10 protein-coding genes are annotated in these 18,751 nt (G+C 41.2%); 6 read left to right on the top strand and 4 right to left on the bottom strand.

Annotated features, from left to right (window positions below; all coding sequences use genetic code 11):
• The first annotated feature begins 144 nt into the window (after positions 1 to 144).
• Both RCG19_RS07600 and RCG19_RS07595 read left to right on the top strand, forming a co-directional pair.
• Entirely contained in the window at positions 145 to 843 is a 699-nt protein-coding gene (locus RCG19_RS07600) for a pirin family protein (RefSeq protein ID WP_308110344.1), read from the top strand.
• A 526-nt stretch (positions 844 to 1,369) separates the two neighbouring features.
• Positions 1,370 to 1,783 carry a hypothetical protein gene (locus RCG19_RS07595; RefSeq protein ID WP_308110343.1) on the top strand — a complete coding sequence of 138 codons (414 nt, stop codon included), beginning with the start codon at positions 1,370 to 1,372 and terminating at the stop codon, positions 1,781 to 1,783.
• 203 nt (positions 1,784 to 1,986) lie between these two features.
• Here the strand turns inward: RCG19_RS07595 and RCG19_RS07590 are convergent, their stop codons facing one another.
• Genes RCG19_RS07590 through RCG19_RS07580 form a run of 3 tightly spaced genes read right to left on the bottom strand, consistent with a single transcriptional unit; the run spans position 1,987 to position 5,109 of the window.
• Positions 1,987 to 3,384: an amino acid permease gene (locus RCG19_RS07590; protein WP_308110342.1), complete on the bottom strand. Its 1,398-nt coding sequence runs from the start codon at positions 3,382 to 3,384 to the stop codon at positions 1,987 to 1,989.
• Positions 3,381 to 3,986, bottom strand: a complete 606-nt coding sequence (locus tag RCG19_RS07585) for a YitT family protein (RefSeq protein WP_308110341.1) — start codon at positions 3,984 to 3,986, stop codon at positions 3,381 to 3,383. The genes RCG19_RS07590 and RCG19_RS07585 overlap by 4 nt, the downstream gene beginning before the upstream one ends.
• A complete protein-coding gene (locus RCG19_RS07580) occupies positions 3,967 to 5,109 on the bottom strand; it encodes an aminotransferase class V-fold PLP-dependent enzyme (protein WP_308110339.1) in 1,143 nt (380 codons plus the stop codon). The genes RCG19_RS07585 and RCG19_RS07580 overlap by 20 nt, the downstream gene beginning before the upstream one ends.
• Positions 5,110 to 5,168: 59 nt before the next feature.
• Between RCG19_RS07580 and RCG19_RS07575 the strand changes: the two genes are divergently transcribed.
• The 4 genes from RCG19_RS07575 to RCG19_RS07560 all read left to right on the top strand — a co-directional run bounded on the left by RCG19_RS07575 (position 5,169) and on the right by RCG19_RS07560 (position 17,797).
• Positions 5,169 to 5,846: a Crp/Fnr family transcriptional regulator gene (locus RCG19_RS07575; RefSeq protein ID WP_308110337.1), complete on the top strand. Its 678-nt coding sequence runs from the start codon at positions 5,169 to 5,171 to the stop codon at positions 5,844 to 5,846.
• A 243-nt stretch (positions 5,847 to 6,089) separates the two neighbouring features.
• On the top strand, positions 6,090 to 7,214 hold the full coding sequence (locus RCG19_RS07570) for a response regulator (RefSeq protein WP_308110336.1): 1,125 nt from the start codon (positions 6,090 to 6,092) through the stop codon (positions 7,212 to 7,214).
• A gap of 11 nt (positions 7,215 to 7,225) precedes the next feature.
• Positions 7,226 to 10,264 (top strand): hybrid sensor histidine kinase/response regulator, encoded by a 3,039-nt coding sequence (locus RCG19_RS07565; RefSeq protein ID WP_308110335.1) that lies wholly within the window; start codon positions 7,226 to 7,228, stop codon positions 10,262 to 10,264.
• A 372-nt stretch (positions 10,265 to 10,636) separates the two neighbouring features.
• Entirely contained in the window at positions 10,637 to 17,797 is a 7,161-nt protein-coding gene (locus tag RCG19_RS07560; protein WP_308110334.1) for a choice-of-anchor L domain-containing protein, read from the top strand.
• Positions 17,798 to 18,033: 236 nt separating this feature from the next.
• Here the strand turns inward: RCG19_RS07560 and RCG19_RS07555 are convergent, their stop codons facing one another.
• On the bottom strand, positions 18,034 to 18,645 hold the full coding sequence (locus tag RCG19_RS07555; protein WP_308110333.1) for a TetR/AcrR family transcriptional regulator: 612 nt from the start codon (positions 18,643 to 18,645) through the stop codon (positions 18,034 to 18,036).
• Positions 18,646 to 18,751: the final 106 nt, after the last annotated feature.

The following is an 18,751-nucleotide window of genomic DNA, read 5'->3' as shown; positions in this document are numbered from 1 at the left end:
CATTGACACTATGCTAGAATAGGTAATATAATTATCTCGAATTAAATGTAATTGTTTCGAAATGCTCAATTTCGAGATATCCACCTTTATTGAGAATGATTGAATTTTACTGATTTATACTATAATAACGGGAGTGATAGTAGTATGTTGAGGAAAGTGGAAAGCAAGAATATGGGGAGCAGTAATCTTGGCTGGCTGAAGAGTAAGTTCCATTTTTCGTTTGCCGAGTACTATAATCCTACTAATATCCACTTTGGTGTGTTACGTGTCATCAATGACGATTTAATTGAAGCCCAAAGGGGATTTGGGATGCATCCACATCAAAATATGGAGATTATCTCGTATGTAGTCAACGGGCATCTTACACATGAAGATAGCATGGGAAATTCCAATACTATTACACGGGGACAGGTTCAGTATATGAGTGCTGGAACTGGTGTTTATCATAGTGAACAGAACAATGGCGAGGACACAGCAAGATTATTACAAATCTGGATTCTGCCTGATCGAAGTGGCCATACACCTAATTATGGAGATTATCGCTTTCGTCCGGAGGATCGCCATAATCAATGGCTCCATATGGTGTCAAGTGTAAACGGAAATGCTCCCATCAAAATCAATCAAGACGCCAATATCTATACATTAGAATTGGACAAAGACCAAGAAATTAGCTTCCCTGTCAAAGCGGGAAGACAAGCCTATCTTGTTCAAATAGAAGGAAATTCAACGATCCATGACATCACCTTAGACGCTAGAGATGCCATGGAAATTGTTGAGGAAACTATCACACTGCACGCAAATGAAACATCACATGTGTTAATCGTTGAGATGGAAAAGGAATGAAGCTAGTCATGTCGTTGTGTTTCGGGGTAACATATTTCGACGAATATAATAATAGAAACCCTCTATTTATCGGTGTTGGGAGTAGTTTCAATCAATTGTTTGATTAGTATCAAAACGTGCTAATTTTTGTAGGATACTGGTTTTTATACGTTACTATTGAAGAGGGTTGTCGAAAATTGAGACCTATTATCGACAGGAATTTTACTGTCAAACTGGCCTGGGTGCGCTTAGCATAAGGGTTTTGGCGACATTTAATCAAACGATTAAGTAGGAAACTTCATGGTAATCAAATGTTTGATTGGATTTGCTGCTTTTGCTGGTACAGCGGGGATTCCGAGTCTTTTGGGGTGCGAAGTTTGTCATGAAGGGGTTTGTTGGTAACGAGTAAAATGTAAAACGTGTTCGGAGGCGGAAAATAGAGCATGAAAACGTCCCCGAGCTCCTCAATGTATAAAGACCGCTAATCTGATGCAATCTATCCTTATTACGACACTAGGAAAATTTCCCAAAAGGAGCCCTTTGCATTATGTTTTCATACCGAGGGGATGCACACAAGGTATATCTTCAACTACAAAAAACCGTACATAAAAAAGAATCTGTCAAAGATATGAAAGAGTTCGCAGAAATAGAAGAAGTTATGGCTCTTTATCAATCGTTGGATAGCAGTACATTAAGACTCATTTATTATCGAATGGTCAAAGAGAAAAACGGATCCGGCTTTATTCCCATCTTCTTAACCTCTGTTCCCTGGCTGTTGCTGATGTTTTCAAAGCAAATCACTGACTTACTTGGAAGTTTACTTTGGGTATCCTTTGGCTTTATTTATCTCTTCATCCTCATAATAGGCGTGATTCTTCACTTTCGTGAAAAAGCATGGGCCGCCTTTCATATGGAAATTATTCAAGATATCTTAAAAGAACGAAAAGATGATCTGCCTTAGGGAGCAGACCCCCACTCATCTAAAGTTTAAGAAGAAGAGGACGCTTCTTTTGCTTCCATCGAACACGTAGTTGGGTGATGTAGAAGAATTGTCACCCCTGGCCTCACAAAACCCATCCTTATTTAAAGTTGTATAGAATGAAAGAGAAAATAAAGGGTTCAGTTTCCTGCATGTGCAGGAGGCTGAACCCATTTATTTGGATTTTAGAATTTTACCTGATTGTCGATTACGGCCGGCATTGTTTTCCGGCGTAGGAAGAAGATGATGCTCACGACGATAATAAAAGGCACTCCCACGATCCATGCGACTCGGAAGTCTGGGGAAAAGGCCATCGTAATTAGAATGGCACTTAATAAAATAATCCCAATCCACTGCAATAATGGAAACAAGGGGGCTTTTACAGGCAGTGGTTCCGGGTGATGCAAATGGACCGTTTTTCTAAAGTTCAAGTGGCTTACTAGAATGATAATCCATACGAGGATGCCGCCAAATAGGGCAACCCCAAAAAGATAATTAAAAGCCATGGGACTAAAATAGGAAACTAGACTGGCGATCAAGACGCCTCCGCTAGACGCTAAGATTGCATTCACAGGGGTTCCCGTTTTGCTTAAATTTCCTAAAGCCTTGGGAGCGTAGCGGCCGCGTGATAAGGAGAAAAGCATTCGTGATGTGAGATATAGGTTTGTGTTCATACTTGATAACGCAGCTGTTAATACGACAAAGTTCATAATTCCGGCTGCATACCGAATGCCAGAGCTTTCGAATACTTTTACAAACGGGCTCTGTTCCACTACTTGTGCACCGGCATGTGCCCAAGGGACGATGGCAAGAATAATGGCCAACGACAAGATATAGAAGAGGAATAATCGGATAATCATCGTTTTCATGGCTTTTGGAACGGCCTTTTGTGGGTTCTTTGACTCACCGGCGGTAACGGCAATAATTTCTACTCCGTAAAAGGAGAAAATGGCCATCAGCACACCCATCCACACCCCCTTAAACCCATGTGGAAAGAAACCTTGGTTGTCTGTATAATGGCTAAAACCTACGGATTCGGAATGTCCAATGCCAAATACGACGGTGATTCCGAAAATGATAAAGAGAACAATGGCCACGACTTTAATCATCGCAAACCAATATTCAATTGTTCCAAAATTCCCTACAGAACGGCTGTTTACATAGAGGATAATGGCGCCAAATCCCAGTGCCCAAAGCCAAACAGGGATCGAGGGGAACCAATATTGCATATAAATTCCTACCGCTACAGCTTCGCTCCCGATGGCAATCACTTGGGCAGCCCAATACGTATACCGAACTAAGAACCCTACCCAGGAATTGAGATACATTTCCGCATAGGTACCAAATGAGCCAGCTGTAGGGTGTACGACGGCCATTTCAGATAGACTGAACATCATGATCACAGCAATGCACGCAGTAATGACATAGCTAATCAGTACACCCGGACCTGCATAGCCAATCGCAATTCCACTTCCCATAAACAATCCGGTTCCTATTGCTCCACCAATGGCAATCATCGTTAGTTGTCGGTCAGTAAGGGCCCGTTGCAACCCTTCTTCTTGCTTGATTAAATGATCCTTCATAAACTGGCCTCCTCATTTTTGTATCGTTGAATTAAGGATATCGATGAATCCACGCTTTTTCCTGCAATGATAATGCTAATAAAAGTAAGAACCGTATGATCAAATCCGTCTGTTAAAAAGGTTAAAAAAAGGACAAAGCCATTAACGACCATCATTGTCTTTCCAATCGTGATGAAGGGGAAATGCTTGGCAATCACGACACTGGCAATATCAAGCCCACCGGTGGTTGCGCCAGCTTGAATCACGATGCCAATACCAATCCCAGAGAGAACCCCGCCTAAAATACAACCGACTATCGGTGAAGGAAGGGTGGGGATTGTCGATAAAATGGCTAAGAAGAGAGAGAGTGCCCCCATTCCAATTAGACTAAAGAAAGCAAAAGAGGAACCGATGGAACGGTATCCGATTAAAAATATAGGAATATTGAGTACAAAATAGATTAGTCCTAAGGGAGAATGCAGGACGTTCGCCACTATAACGGCAATTCCCCCTAATCCTGGTGCTGTAATCCCATTTGGTTTTTGAAAAACATAGTAAGCAGCAGCTACAAGGAAGGTTCCGAGTAGAATCGCTGCTATCTTTTTACTTTGTAATAAGAGCATGGGCAATCGCCTCAATGGTTTGGACCACTTCTTCTTCTGTGTTGTAGAAATGCGGAGCAATTCTAAGCACATCATTACGGGCGGATACAATCATTCCTTGGGACTTCAAGTGACCTTCCAAAAAGCCGGCATTTTTAACCCGTATGGCGGTAGTACTTCCTTTTTGCTGAATATCTAAAGGACTTGCGATCTCCAATCCATGTTTTTGCGCTGTAGCTATACAAACGCTAGATAAATGTTCTAGATAGGTTTCAATCGGTTTGATGCCAATATCATTTAAGAGTGAAATTCCCGCATGTGCTGCATAGGCATTGATCATGGGTGGTGTACCGGTATCAAATCTCCTGGTACCGTCCGCGTAGTCCAAAATTTGATTGGTAAAGGCAAAGGGATTTTGCCGGCTAAACCATCCGGTTGTCAGGGGCTCTAATTGATTGGCGAGTTCTTTTCTTATATACATAAAGGCGATTCCCGGAACTCCTAGTAAAAACTTCTGGGCTCCCGCAACAAGGGCATCGATATGGCTGTCTTTGACGTCAATCGGAACGCTTCCCGCCGACTGGTAGGCATCGACAAATAAGAATGATCCATTGCTATGTGCAAGGGAGGAGAGCGATTTCAAATTTTGCTTGAAGCCGTTATAATAAGATACATGTGCGATGGACGTGACAAGCGTGTTGGTATCAATTGCTTTTTCATAGGCTTCAAATGGGATTGTATGATTCTCATCAGCAGGTACAAAGGTCACTTGAGCATTTCTCTTTTTGTGAGAAAGCCAAACATGTCCAATGCAAGGAAAATCAATATCTGTTGTCACTACTTTATTTCGATCGGATGTAAAGGAAAGTGCACTTGCGAATGCGGAGGCGGCGTCCGAAACACTAGATAATACAGCGATCTCTTCTGGATCTGCATTGATTAGTGCGGCAAATTCATTTTTTGCATCTTGAACACGCTCCATCCAGCCATTCCAATCCATGCCGTTTTCAGTCCAGCTTTCCACGTAACGATTTATCGCATCTTTCACTGGCAAGCTGATCGCGCTTTGTGAGCAACTGGATAAATGAATGGTATTCGTAAGTGTTGGGAAAAGTTTTCTTTGTTCTTTAAAAGGATGACTCATCGACTTTCTTCCTTTCTATAAAAATATCAATTTCTTTAGGTTAAAGGAGGCGTGTACAAATGAATATATGGGTGGAACATGGAAATTGGGATCCTGAACTTTTTAAGCAGCATGGAACGAAAAAATTCTACCCTAAGGGTACCTGCCTTTTTATGGAGCATCAGGCTTTGTCGGATATTTATTTAATCCTAACTGGACGAGTAAGGGCGTACCTGTTGTCCCCTTCTGGTGAAGAACGGCATTTGTTTGTAATAGGGTCGAATTCTATCATGGGTGAATGCAATGTTTGGTCTGGTGAAACCTATCCGTATTGTGCTGCTGCCTCAACAGACATAGAAGTCATTCGAATTCCCCATGCACCATTCCGAGAAATTGTTAGAGGAACTCCAGACCTATTTGAACAAGTGCTGCAATCCATGAGCCAAAAACAAAACGCCTTGCTTGTGCAAACACACCTAATGAGTTTTTCAAACATTGAAGAACGTGTCATGTTTGTGCTGGCACAATTGGCTGAAACATATGGCGAAAGCTCGGGCGATGGTGTTTTGATTGCCATACCCTTTACCCATCAAGAACTTTCCCAGGTCGTTGGCTCCTCGAGAGTAAGCGTCTCCAATGTCATGCTTTATTTACAAGAAAAGGGCTTAATTAGTAAAGTAAATAAACAATACCTGATTCACTCCATAAACGCCTTTAAACTTTTAACCTATGATAAGTTTAATTCCAAACACGATTGAATTCTGTAAAGTGTTTTACAAAAGATTCGAATTTAGTGAATATTCCGCAATATAGGGTAGAGAAACACATACTGGTTTTCCAATAAAATAATATTTACGAATTTTTTTATTGAGTCTATAATAACAAAGCTATTGAACGAACGGATTGTTAGGTATAGGGCTTAGAATTTTACTAGATGCCTATGGATTCATTTTTAGATTTCCAGTTTTATAACATGGAAGCCTGATTAAGGGGAAATGTACGTGTTACGTGTGATGCTCATTGATGATGAAGAAGATGCACTTGATCTATTAGAAATATTATTACAACAGAATGAAAATGTAGCGATTGTTGGACGTTTTACAGATCCATTCCAGGCGTTACAGGCCTTTGAAGGGAATGGGATTGATCTTGTTTTCCTTGATATTGATATGCCAGGCCTTAAGGGGACAGAGGTTGCGAGAAAAATGAAGTCAATTAACCCGCAATTAATGGTGGTATTTGTAACGGCCTATTCAGAATATGCTGTTGAGGCATTTGAAATTCAATCGAATGATTATTTATTAAAACCAGTTACACCGGAACGATTGCAGCTATGTATTTCACGTATCCGGCCTATCATCATAGAACAGCGCCAATCTCAGAATGAGATAGTCCACCCTCCTATCCAGTGTATGGGAGGCCTTTATCTCCATTTGCCTGGTGATCAGAAACGGACACTATCATGGAAAACAAAAAAGGAGAAAGAAGTGTGTGCCTTTTTGGTTCATCATCTTGATCAACCTGTCGATACAGATAGTATCATTGAAGCTATTTGGCCTGAGCATGATTTGAAGAAGGCAAAAGGGTATTTATATACGTGTTTGTCGTACTTGCGAAAGAGTTTAAAAGAGTCTGGGCTTCAGGTGGAAATAAATAAAATCGGAAAAGGATTTGCCTTTGCAGCAAACGGTGTAAAAAGTGACGAGCAACTAGTGAGGGAGAAATTGCTAGACCTACATGCAAACGGGGACTTTGATGAAACCCTTTTTCAACAAATCCATTCTCTATATAAAGGAGACTATATGGAGAGTTCTGGTTATCAGTGGGGAGTCTCTAGGCAAATTGAGTTAAAGAATCTGTATATTCGTGCGGTGATTCGGCGTTATGAATATTTCAAAGACCGAAATCTGACGCTGGCAGAAGAAAGTTTACAGTGTATATTGACGATGATCCCTGATTCTGAAAAATATGCCCGGGAATTGATGCGGATATATATAGAATTAGGCAGGCGGAATGCGGCCATTGTGGTATATAGGAAATTGGAACAAACGATTCATGAACTGGGAATTGAATTAGAACAAGAAACGGTTCAGTTATTGAAGCATCTGAACGTAACTTTACATTAAAAGAGGTATGTATGAGAAAAAAGATCCAATCCATTGCCATTACCTTCTTGATATTCGTTTTGATTTGTTTCGTTCTCTATTTTGCTTTTACCGATCATACGAAACAAACTCCAAAAGCAGCAGAAGGGTATTTACAACTTTCCTCCTGGGATTTCTCTACGGACCAGCCTGTTCCGTTAAATGGCGAGTGGGAGTTTTACCCCCATCAGCTTTTGTTCCATGATGATTTTGATTCTAATGGAAGAAAATTAAATCGAGATATGATCAAAGTGCCGGGGAAATTTAATCACGAGATGAAGTCGCTGGGTGTGGCAACTTATCGCTTGCATGTAAAAGTAAAGGATACCAATCAAGTTTATGGTTTGAAATTATCTTCAATACAAGTAGCCAATCGGATTATGCTGAATGGGAAAACCATTGGAGAGAGTGGAAAGCCGGCAGAAAAAGGTGGCTATGTAGCAAGGAATAAGCCTTATACAAGCTATATCAACTTACAGCCGGGTTGGAATGAACTCATTGTTCAAGTGGCCAATTATGACTTACGGGGAAGCGGTGGGATTAACGGACCACTCTATCTAGGTTCTGCCAAGCAAATTTCTGCTCTAGACAATCAGGCACTCTCCCATGATTGGATTATCGTTGTTTCCTTTCTGATTATGGGTCTGTATTTCGTCGGGTTATATTCACAGCGTAAGGAAGACACTTCCTTGATTATTTTCGGACTGGTCTGTATTTGTTCGGCACTGTTTGCGGCAGTAAGTGGCGAAAGAGTCATCTTTGACCTATTCCCCAAGCTTCCATTTTGGTTATATTATCGAATACAGATTTTATCTTCTATCGGCACGGGGATGGGGATGGTCCTTTTCGTCTATACAGCATTTCAGTCGTATTGTACACGAGTTATCATTCAAATTGGCTTGATTGCTGGATCCATCATGAGTCTATTGGCGCTCGTCTTTCTTACTCATCTTTATACAGGCGTGTTTTTACCGATTATATCAGGATATATCACGTTGACATTATTATATGTTACCTATGTTTTCGTATTAGCAGCTCTCCATCGAATAGAGGGCAGCATTTATCTTGCGGTGGCTGCGGTAGCTTTAATCGCCTATGCACTCACTCAAACGGCCTATTCCTATTTTGCTGTACGGGTATATAAGGTGATTCCCTTTGAACCGTTCCTGTTTTTAATCATGCTGGCGTTGTTTATGTCATGGCGGTTTTCAAATGCCTTTCAGAAAAACAAAGAGCTCTCTGTCCGGCTTCTTAAAGCGGATAAAATGAAGGATGAGTTTCTTGCTAGAACCTCCCATGAGTTTAAATCGCCGCTGCATGGCATTATGAATATCTCACGTTCTATTCTGAATGATCCGGATCATCCATTAACGGAGGGCCATCGGGAACGGCTGCAATTGATTACCACGATTACAGACAGACTTTCACAGTTAGTGTATGATATTTTAGATTTTTCAAAGCTACAAGAAGGAGAATTGACCATTCACTTAGAACCGGTCGATATCCGTTCAACGATTGACGTCAATCTGCAAATCTATTCTTTTCTGGCGACGGATCGAAATATTCAGCTGGAAAATCAGGTACCTGAGAAGCTTCCTTATGCGCTTGCGGATGAAAGCCGTGTTGTCCAAATTATCAGCAACTTACTTGATAATGCTATTAAGCATACTGAAAATGGTGTTGTTCAAATAGTAGCTGAAGCACAAAATGGAATGATTGAGATTTCCGTTCGCGATACAGGTGCGGGGATGGAAGAGGAAGAGATTCCGCTAATTTTCAAACCCTTTCAAACGTTGGAGTCGCAGACAGCTCAGCAAGGAGTAGGACTGGGATTGACGATTGTCAAGCAGCTTGTTGAACTGCAAAATGGGGAAATACGCGTTTTATCCACAAAGGGTGAGGGAACCACATTTACCATCGCTCTACCGATTGCAAATAGAGGAGACGAACCAACTAAAAAGAATCAGGATCCGGGTAAAACGGCAAAGCTGCCGGAGTATACCTTTGCAACGCCCTATTATTTGGAACAACAAGGCGAATATACTGTTCTGATTGCGGATGATAACTTTTCCAATTTAAGAATATTAATCGATGCCCTTACATCCATTCATTGTAATGTCATTGCGGTTCAAAATGGTCATGAGGTGATGGAGCAGCTTAACAAACAACATGCGATTGACTTGGCTATTTTGGATCTAATGATGCCGGGTATGTCTGGTTATGAGGTTTGCCAGGCCATTCGTACCAACTATTCCTTAACAGAGTTCCCTGTGTTAATGGTAACAGCAGCCATTCAACCGAAGGATAAGGTGTCCGCCTTTGCGGCGGGAGCGAATGACTTCTTGCCAAAACCATTTGACCTTGATGAGTTAAAGGCAAGGATTGGCAGTTTGCTTGCGATGAAGGATTCTTTCAGCAGGGCCTTAAATTTAGAGATCGCTTTCTTGCAGTCACAGATTAAACCGCATTTTCTTTATAACGCTTTGAACAGTATTGTTGCGTCAAGTTACAAGGATATGGAAAGATCGAGAAATTTAACGCTAAAGCTCGCTGATTATTTACGAGGAAGTTTTCATTTTAATAATTTGCAAAAGCGGGTTCCCTTTAGCCAGGAATTAAATTTGATTCAATCGTATGTAGAGATTGAACGGGCTCGGTTTAGAGACCGCATTCAAGTTGAATACAAGATTGATTCCGTTATGCACGAAGTCAAGATTCCTCCACTTCTCATTCAGCCGCTTGTTGAGAATGCCATTCGGCATGGGATTGGAAAGCAGCTTGAAGGAGGAACAGTGAAACTAACTGCCTATCGTGATCGGGGATATAATCATTTCGAAGTTGAAGATAATGGAGTAGGGATGAAAGGGAGCTTTCTCGAAAGTTTAAATGGTGATACAAACGAAAGCAATGGAGTAGGTTTAAAAAATATTCGTAGAAGAATGAAGCATGAGTATGGTTTGGATTTGACTATTCAAAGTGAGCCCGAAGTTGGGACAAAAGTATCTGTGCGGATTCCTTGTGAGCCGGAATAAAAAAGTCAACTCAAAAAAACGAATGGCCTGTCAAATCGCGACAGGTAATTCGTTTTTTTTTTAAGGTTTCTTTAAGGTTGGATGTCGTATGATGTTGAAATGTGTAGAAACGTGATATTTATCACACGAAAAGGGGGTTGATTTTTTAAGATACTAGTAGGTTTATACCACTTAAGCAAGAAATTCGGGGTTGAATATAGAGATTTGTCAATAAGAATAAATACCCTTTACTTTATTTTCGGTATGTGCAAAAGAAGAGAATGATATTTCTAGATTCTACATTTAGGTACAAAGACACATGTGACTCTTCCTTTTATATGGGTGTTAGGTTGGTAGTGTGTGTGAAAATTTCAAACAAGAGGAGAGACGAAATTGAAGAGTAAAAAGAAACTGAATAAGGCCTTTACTTGGGTACTACTCGTTACAATGATTTTTAGTTCCATTAGCACTCATCTCTTCCTTTTTCCAAAGGAAAGTTTAGCCGCTGGGGGCTTACAGGTCACAACGGGCCATACGAAAGAAGAATTAGTTCAAAACATCGTTGGAACGGGGATAGCGGTCAGTGATATCAAGCTAACGGGGAACCCGCAGGCATTTGGTATGTTTAGCGGGGATAGTAGTATTGTTGGTTTTGAGAATGGGATTGTGTTGAGTACGGGGAAGGCTCAAGATATTGCGGGCCCAAACATATCTAATAGAAAATCAACAGAGTGGAATACACCAGGTGATTCAAGTTTATCTACATTAGTAGGAAATATTGCTACGAAGGATGCCGCTATTTTAGAGTTTAATTTTATTCCTAAAGGAGATCATATTTCATTTCAATATGTTTTTTCTTCTGAGGAATACAACGAATACGCAAATAGTGAATATAATGATGTCTTTGCTTTTTTTGTCAATGGAAAAAATGCCGCACTGATCCCCAATTCGACTACACCAGTATCAATCAATACGGTGAATGGTGGGAAACCTTATGGGGTTAAGGCTAATAACCCAGAGTACTTTCGCAATAATGAAATCGGTACTGTAAAGGAAGCAGAAAAGATAAATACTGAAATGGATGGTTTGACCGTAGTTATGTCTGTTTCGGTTCAAGTAACTCCAGGTGTGAAGAATAGTATAAAACTAGCCATTGCTGATGGCTATGATAGTAGTTACGATTCCAACGTATTGATTAAAGCAGGTAGCTTAAACGACCGGGAGGTTCAACCGGGACAAGTTTCCTTGGACTCACGGAAAGATTATGATGTGACTGTCAAACGTACTGGTGGTAGTGATGGTATGGCGGCAGTAGATTGGAAAGCAAAGGATCAGAACGGAACGGTTGTGAAATACGGTACAATTACATTTGGTGATGGTGAAACGGAAAAAGTAATCACGGTTCCAGGGACGACAAAAACTGTTGAGTTAAGTAATCCTAAGGGTGGGGCTACAATTGAACCGGGCAGTACCTCCAAGCCAATAGATCAGATTCCTAATGTTCCGGGAGCACCGACAAATGTAACGGTAGTTGCAGGGAATGGTCAAGCAACCGTAAGTTTCACAGCTCCTGCCAATGGCGGAAGCGATATTACTGGTTATACGGTTACAGCCCATCCTGGGGGAGCCACATCTACCGGTACAAGCAGTCCGGTAACAGTTCCAGGACTGACAAATGGGACTTCTTATACGTTTACCGTTACGGCAACAAATGCAATCGGTACGTCGGAAGCATCGGCACCTTCAGCGCCAATCATCCCAGAGGATATCATTGGGGCAGCTAATAAAGCTATAGAACAAGCGAATGATGCTGAAAATTACTTTAAACATGTTGGCGGGGAAGAAACGGAAGAGGTATTCATAGCTGTAGCAGAGCTTTTAACTGAATTGGAAGCGGCTTTAGGTGTTACCCCGCAGGATCTTCCATCAATTAAAGAAGCCACACAAAAATTAGTGGATGCAGTTCATACACTAAATGAGGCAAGTAAAATAAAAGAATTAAACAATGCAATTGAAGCTGCAGAAGATGCAAAGAGCAAGGCGGAAGCAGCGAAAGATCGATTTAACCATGCTGGTGGGGAAGAAATAGAAGCAGAGTATAAAGCCGTAGAAAATACATTGGCAGAATTAGAAGCAGCTTTGGAGGCAAATCCACAGGATCTTCAAACAATCAAAGAAGCTACACAAAAATTACTAGATACAGTTAATGCCTTAAATGAGGCAAGTAGAGTAAAAGAATTGCACAATGCCATTGCAGCTGCGGAAGAAGCGAAAAAGCAGGCAGAGGCAGCGAAAGCCCGCTATAAAAATGCAGGCGGTGGGGAAACAGATGAGGAATATAAAGCGGTAGAAAAATCGCTAACTGAATTAGAATCTGCCCTAGCAGCCGATCCTCAAGATAGTGAAGCAATCAATGAAGCAACGAAAAAGGTATATGGAGCTGTAAAAGCATTAAACAAATCAAGTAAAGCGAAAGAGTTAGTTAATGCCATTGCGGCAGCGGAAAAGGCTAAGAAGAGTGCAAAAATATCAAAAGAACGTTTTTCAAAAGCCGGCGGTAAAGATACCGATGATGAGTATATGGCCGTTGAAACAGCCTTAATAGAATTAGAAGTGGCATTAACAGCCAATCCATCACATACAAAGGCAATTAAAGATGCAACGAAAAAAGTAAGTGAGGCCGTTAAGGTATTAAATGATGCCAGCAAAGCGAAAGAATTAAGCAATGCGATTGTTGCGGCGGAAGAAGCAAAAAAGCAAGCAGAAACAGCGGAAAATCGTTATAAAAAAGCTGGTGGCGAGGAAACGGCAATAGAATATAAAGCGGTAGAAAAGGGCGTAACGGACCTAAATGCAGCCCTGGCCGAAAATCCGAAGGATACAAAAAAAATCAAAGAAGCGACAAAAGCGTTAACAGAAGTAGTCAAAGTATTGAATGAATCTAGCAAAGCGAAAGAATTAAGCAATGCAATTGCGGCTGCAGAAGAAGCGAAAAAGCTAGCAGAAACAGCGGAAAGTCGTTACACCAAAGCTGGTGGCGAAGAAACTGCGACGGACTATAAAGCGGTAGAAAAGGCAAAGGCAGAACTAGAAGCAGCTCTTGCAGAAAACCCGCAGGATACGAAAAAAATCAAAGAAGCGACAAAAGCGTTAAAAGAAGCAGCTAAAGTACTGAATGATTCTAGCAAAGCGAAAGAATTAAGCAATGCGATTGCAGCGGCGGAAGAAGCGAAGAAGCAAGCAGAAGCAGCGAAAGATCGTTACACCAAAGCTGATGGTGAAGAAACTGCCGTGGAATATAAAGCGGTAGAAAAGGGCGTAGCGGACCTGAATATGGCCCTGGCAGAAGACCTGCAGGATACGAAAAAAATCAAAGAAGCGACAAAAGCGTTAAAAGAAGCAGCTAAAGTACTGAATGATTCTAGCAAAGCGAAAGAATTAAGCAATGCGATTGCAGCGGCGGAAGAAGCGAAGAAGCAAGCAGAAGCAGCGAAAGATCGTTACACCAAAGCTGATGGTGAAGAAACTGCCGTGGAATATAAAGCGGTAGAAAAGGGCGTAGCGGACCTGAATATGGCCCTTGCAGAAAACCCGCAGGATACGAAAAAAATCAAAGAAGCGACAAAAGCGTTAAAAGAGGCAGCTAAAGTACTGAATGATTCTAGCAAAGCGAAAGAATTAAGCAATGCGATTGCGGCTGCAGAAGAAGCGAAGAAGCAAGCAGAAACAGCCGAAAACCGTTATAAAAATGCAGGTGGTGAGGAAACTGCGACCGACTATAAAGCGGTAGAAAAGGCAATGGCAGAACTAGAAGCAGCTCTTGCAGAAAACCCGCAGGATACGAAAAAAATCAAAGAAGCGACAAAAGCGTTAAAAGAAGCAGTCAAAGTACTGAATGAATCTAGCAAAGCGAAAGAATTAAGCAATGCGATTGCAGCGGCGGAGGAAGCGAAGAAGCAAGCAGAAACAGCCGAAAACCGTTATAAAAATGCAGGTGGCGAGGAAACTGCGACCGACTATAAAGCGGTAGAAAAGGCGAAGGCAGAACTAGAAGCAGCTCTTGCAGAAAATCCGCAGGATACGAAAAAAATCAAAGAAGCAACAAAAGTGTTAACAGAAGCAGTCAAAGCATTGAATAAGTCTAGCAAGGCTAAAGAATTAAGCAATGCAATTGCGGCTGCAGAAGAAGCGAAGAAACAAGCAGAAGCAGCAGAAGATCGTTACACCAAAGCTGATGGCGAGGAAACAGCGACGGATTATAAAGCGGTAGAAAAGGGCGTAGCGGACCTAAATGCAGCCCTGGCAGAAAACCCGCAGGATACAAAAAAAATCAAAGATGCCACAAAAACGTTAACAGAAGCAGTCAAAGCATTGAACGAATCTAGCAAAGCGAAAGAATTAAGCAATGCGATCGCGGCTGCAGAAGAAGCGAAGAAACAAGCTGAAACAGCGGAGGACCGTTACACCAATGCTGGTGGCGAAGAAACAGCGACGGATTATAAAGCGGTAGAAAAGGCAAAGGCAGAACTAGAAGCAGCTCTTGCAGAAAACCCGCAGGAAACGAAAAGAATCAAGGACGCTACAAAAACGTTAACAGAAGCAGTCAAAGCATTGAACGAATCTAGCAAAGCGAAAGAATTAAGCAATGCGATCGCAGCGGCAGAAGAAGCGAAGAAACAAGCTGAAACAGCGGAAGATCGTTACACTAAAGCTGGTGGCGAGGAAACAGCGACTGACTATAAAGCGGTAGAAAAGGGCGTAGCGGACCTAAATGCAGCCCTGGCAGAAAACCCGCAGGATACAAAAAAAATCAAAGATGCCACAAAAACGTTAACAGAAGCAGTCAAAGGATTGAACGAATCTAGCAAAGCGAAAGAATTAAGCAATGCGATTGCGGCTGCAGAAGAAGCGAAGAAACAAGCTGAAACAGCGGAAGATCGTTACACCAAAGCTGGTGGCGAAGAAACTGCGACTGATTATAAAGCAGTAGAAAAGGCAAAAGCAGAACTAGAAGCAGCTCTTGCAGAAAACCCGCAGGATACAAAAAAAATCAAAGAAGCCACAAAAACGTTAAATGAAGCTGTTAAGGCATTAAATGAAGCAAGCAAAGCGAAAGAATTAAGCAATGCGATTGCAGTGGCGGAAGAAGCGAAGAAACAAGCAAAAGCAGCCGAAGACCGTTACACCAAAGCTGGTGGCGAAGAAACTACCAATGAATATAAAGCGGTAGAAAAGGGCGTAACGGATCTAAATGCAGCTCTTGCAGAAAACCCGCTGGATACGAAAAAAATCAAAGAAGCGACAAAAACGTTAGCAGAAGCAGTCAAAGTATTGAATGAATCTAGCAAAGCGAAAGAATTAAGCAATGCGATTGCAGCTGCAGAAGAAGCGAAGAAACAGGCTGAAACAGCGAAAGATCGTTACACCAAAGCTAATGGCGAGGAAACGGCGACTGAATATAAAGCGGTAGAAAAGGACGTAACGGATCTAAATGCAGCTCTTGCAGAAAACCCGCAGGATACGAAAAAAATCAAAGAAGCCACAAAAGCGGTAACAGAAACAGTCGATGCATTAAACGAAGCCAGCAAGGCGAAAGAATTAACCAATGCCATGACAGCGGCAGAAGAGGTGAAGAAGCAAGGGGAAACGGTGGAAGATCGCTACATCCATTCAGGTGGCAAGGAGTCTTCTGACGTATATAAAGCAGTCGAAAAAGCGGCAGGTGAGTTGGAAAAGGCCCTTACAGACAATCAACCAACTATCGATACCATCCACGAAGCAACTGCGGCCTTAGTGAGTGCAATAACAGAGCTTCATAAAGAATGGAATACCATGTATAAAGAACAAATCAAAAAAGAAATAGAAGAGGCCAAAAATATCCAATCTGCTAGAGATATCCTAATGGAGATTGCAGGTAGTCAATTGGATGAGATGGGTAAGAAAGAGCTGTATAGTCTCTTAGCAAATAAAGTTCTCGACCCAAATAGCCCGATCATTTCTGAAAAAGCCGATGATGCTGAAATGATCAAGCAGGCCATTGGTAACTCTGGAAAGTCAGATTCAGAGAAACAGGATGCCTATATACGTCTAGCAGAAAAGGCAATCGAAGAATTATCCAAACGAGATCAACCAAAAGAGGATGAGGAATTCCAAGTAGAAGAAAACAAAGAAATTGTTCAACTAATCGCTCAGGTTACTGATCTCCTTGAAAAGGAAAGACTTAAAAAGCTCCATAAATTGTACGTGGACACGCTCTCATTAACAAAAGACAATGCCTTTACATTTAATGAGCACGATTCTTGGGAAAGTATTACTTCTCAATTCCTTTTACTGCCAAAGGGGGAATATGGAACATCCATCACATGGAAGTCTAATAATCCAAACGTTGTTTCAATCGATGATCATACCGCCATTGTCCACCGTCAAGAAAAGGATAAGACAATGATTTTAACAGCAAATGTTAGTAGCGGGAACAAGAGCCTGGAAAAAACATTTCTATTGGTTGTCAAAAGTAACATTGTAGGAACCAAAGTATTTGAAAAAGTAAAAAGAAATGTAAATGTAGAAATTGGATTGGCAGAAAATACACCACAAGCCATTCAACGAATTAATTTACTTGATTCAACAACAGGTTCCATTAGTAATAAAATTGATAAATTAATCGTTGACGATGCCATTATACCGGCGTCCACAACAGAAGGAGTTAAGCTCTACCTGCCAGATGATCAAGCGGATATCGCAGATGAGCTTGCCATTGAAATGCCATTACACATCATTTCGAGAATGGCGGGAGATTTAGAAGTAAAAACGGATCAAGGGAATCTATACTTAGCAGCTACTACCTTACAGAAGCTGCAACACAATGGAATAGATTTATTTTTCCGTATTGTGCCGATTAGACAACAGAAAGAAAAAGAGAATGTAATAGATCGCACAAAAGTGAATGACTTGGTTCAAAATGCAGTGAAAGAAGTAGATGGTAAAGGTGTCAACGTTCTAGGAACACCTAGGGAAATCGAAACAAATTATAGTGGCTATGAAACAGAGGTAACGATACCGCTTGATGATGTTTTATATGAGGGCATCAACCTCGATATGCTTCGTGTGTTTATTGAACATACAGATGGAGAAAAAGAGGTTGTCAATGGAGAAATTGTTTATGAAAATGGAAAGCCGATCGGAATTAAATTCCTAGTAAGCAAGTTTAGTACATTTACAATCTTTGAGATTGATACTCAAGCAGACCAACAACCAGCGGATGGGAACAATCCGGGGACAGAAACTCCATCCGAAGGTGGAAAGAATCCGGGTACAGTAACACCTTCGAATGGTGCCAAAACACCTGAAACTGAAAAGCCATCTGGTAATGAACCAGTTTCAGACAATAAAGTGGTTGCTGCAACGAACAGTCAAAAGAACAAAGCAGAAGGTACATTACCAAATACTTCAACCTCTATGTATAACCTATTATTAGTGGGATTATTATTAATAAGTGTAGGGGCAGGTCTATTACTGTTTAATAGAAGGTCGAGGAAAGTAAGACTAATGAAATAGAGGGTTACCCTAGTCTCTGACAAAAATAAATAATAAAGAAACCCAGCGCACCTTCCCATGTGAAGGCAGCTGGGTTTTTCATGTTGGAAAGGCATACTAGGTTACGGAGGCATTCTATATTAGAAACTCTCTATTTATTAGTAGTGGGTGAATTAAATTTAATACAAATGTAGGCATCCTTTGGGGTGCTTTTTTAATTCCAAAGTTACCTAGGAAGAACCTTTTTTGTAGTTACGTTAATTCGTAATAAAAGTCGAACAGAGTAGTTCCAACATGTCTTCAGGTGAATAACCCCGCACATCTTTTTGGAAAAAGTAGGAATCGCTGCTTAAAGCGGTCAGCACCATATCAGCCTTAAAGACACTATGTGAATGAGTGGTTTCCCCGTTTGCTGCCATTTCGTCAAATAGTTGAACCAGTATTTGGTGTATTTCGACATATAGAGGACTTTGGCTACGGGACTTAAGTGGGTTCGTTGACTTTGTTTCCTCGACTCCTCTGAGCAGTTGTGCTTTTCTTTCTCTGAACCGAATAAAAAAGCGGATAATCTCTTTCATTTTTAGGTCAGCCGGAACGGTTTTGTTTTCTTCCAAATAGGTTTCCATTTCCTCGAAAAATTGATCAATACTGTCTTTAATTAAATCCAGGCACACCTCACCTTTGTTTCTATACCGGCGATAAAGAGTCCCCGGACCAATTTGTGCTTCTGTGGCAATCTGATTCATACTTACCTGTTCTACACCATGTTGTTCAAATAGTAGTTGTGCTGTATCTAATATAAGCTGACGATTCTTTGCGGCATCACGTCGTTCAGTCCGAGCAGGGGGAGTAGTCTCGTTATTTACCATGCTATCACATCCTATCAACTTGACAAACGGAGACATCTCCACTTAATATAAAAAAAGAGGAGATATCTCCGTTTAAATTCTAAATGAAATTGGAGGGAATGACAAC

It is taken from the genome of Neobacillus sp. OS1-2, assembly GCF_030915505.1.
Classification (GTDB): Bacteria; Bacillota; Bacilli; order Bacillales; family Cytobacillaceae; genus Neobacillus.
This window is presented reverse-complemented; position numbering and strand designations above follow the sequence as displayed.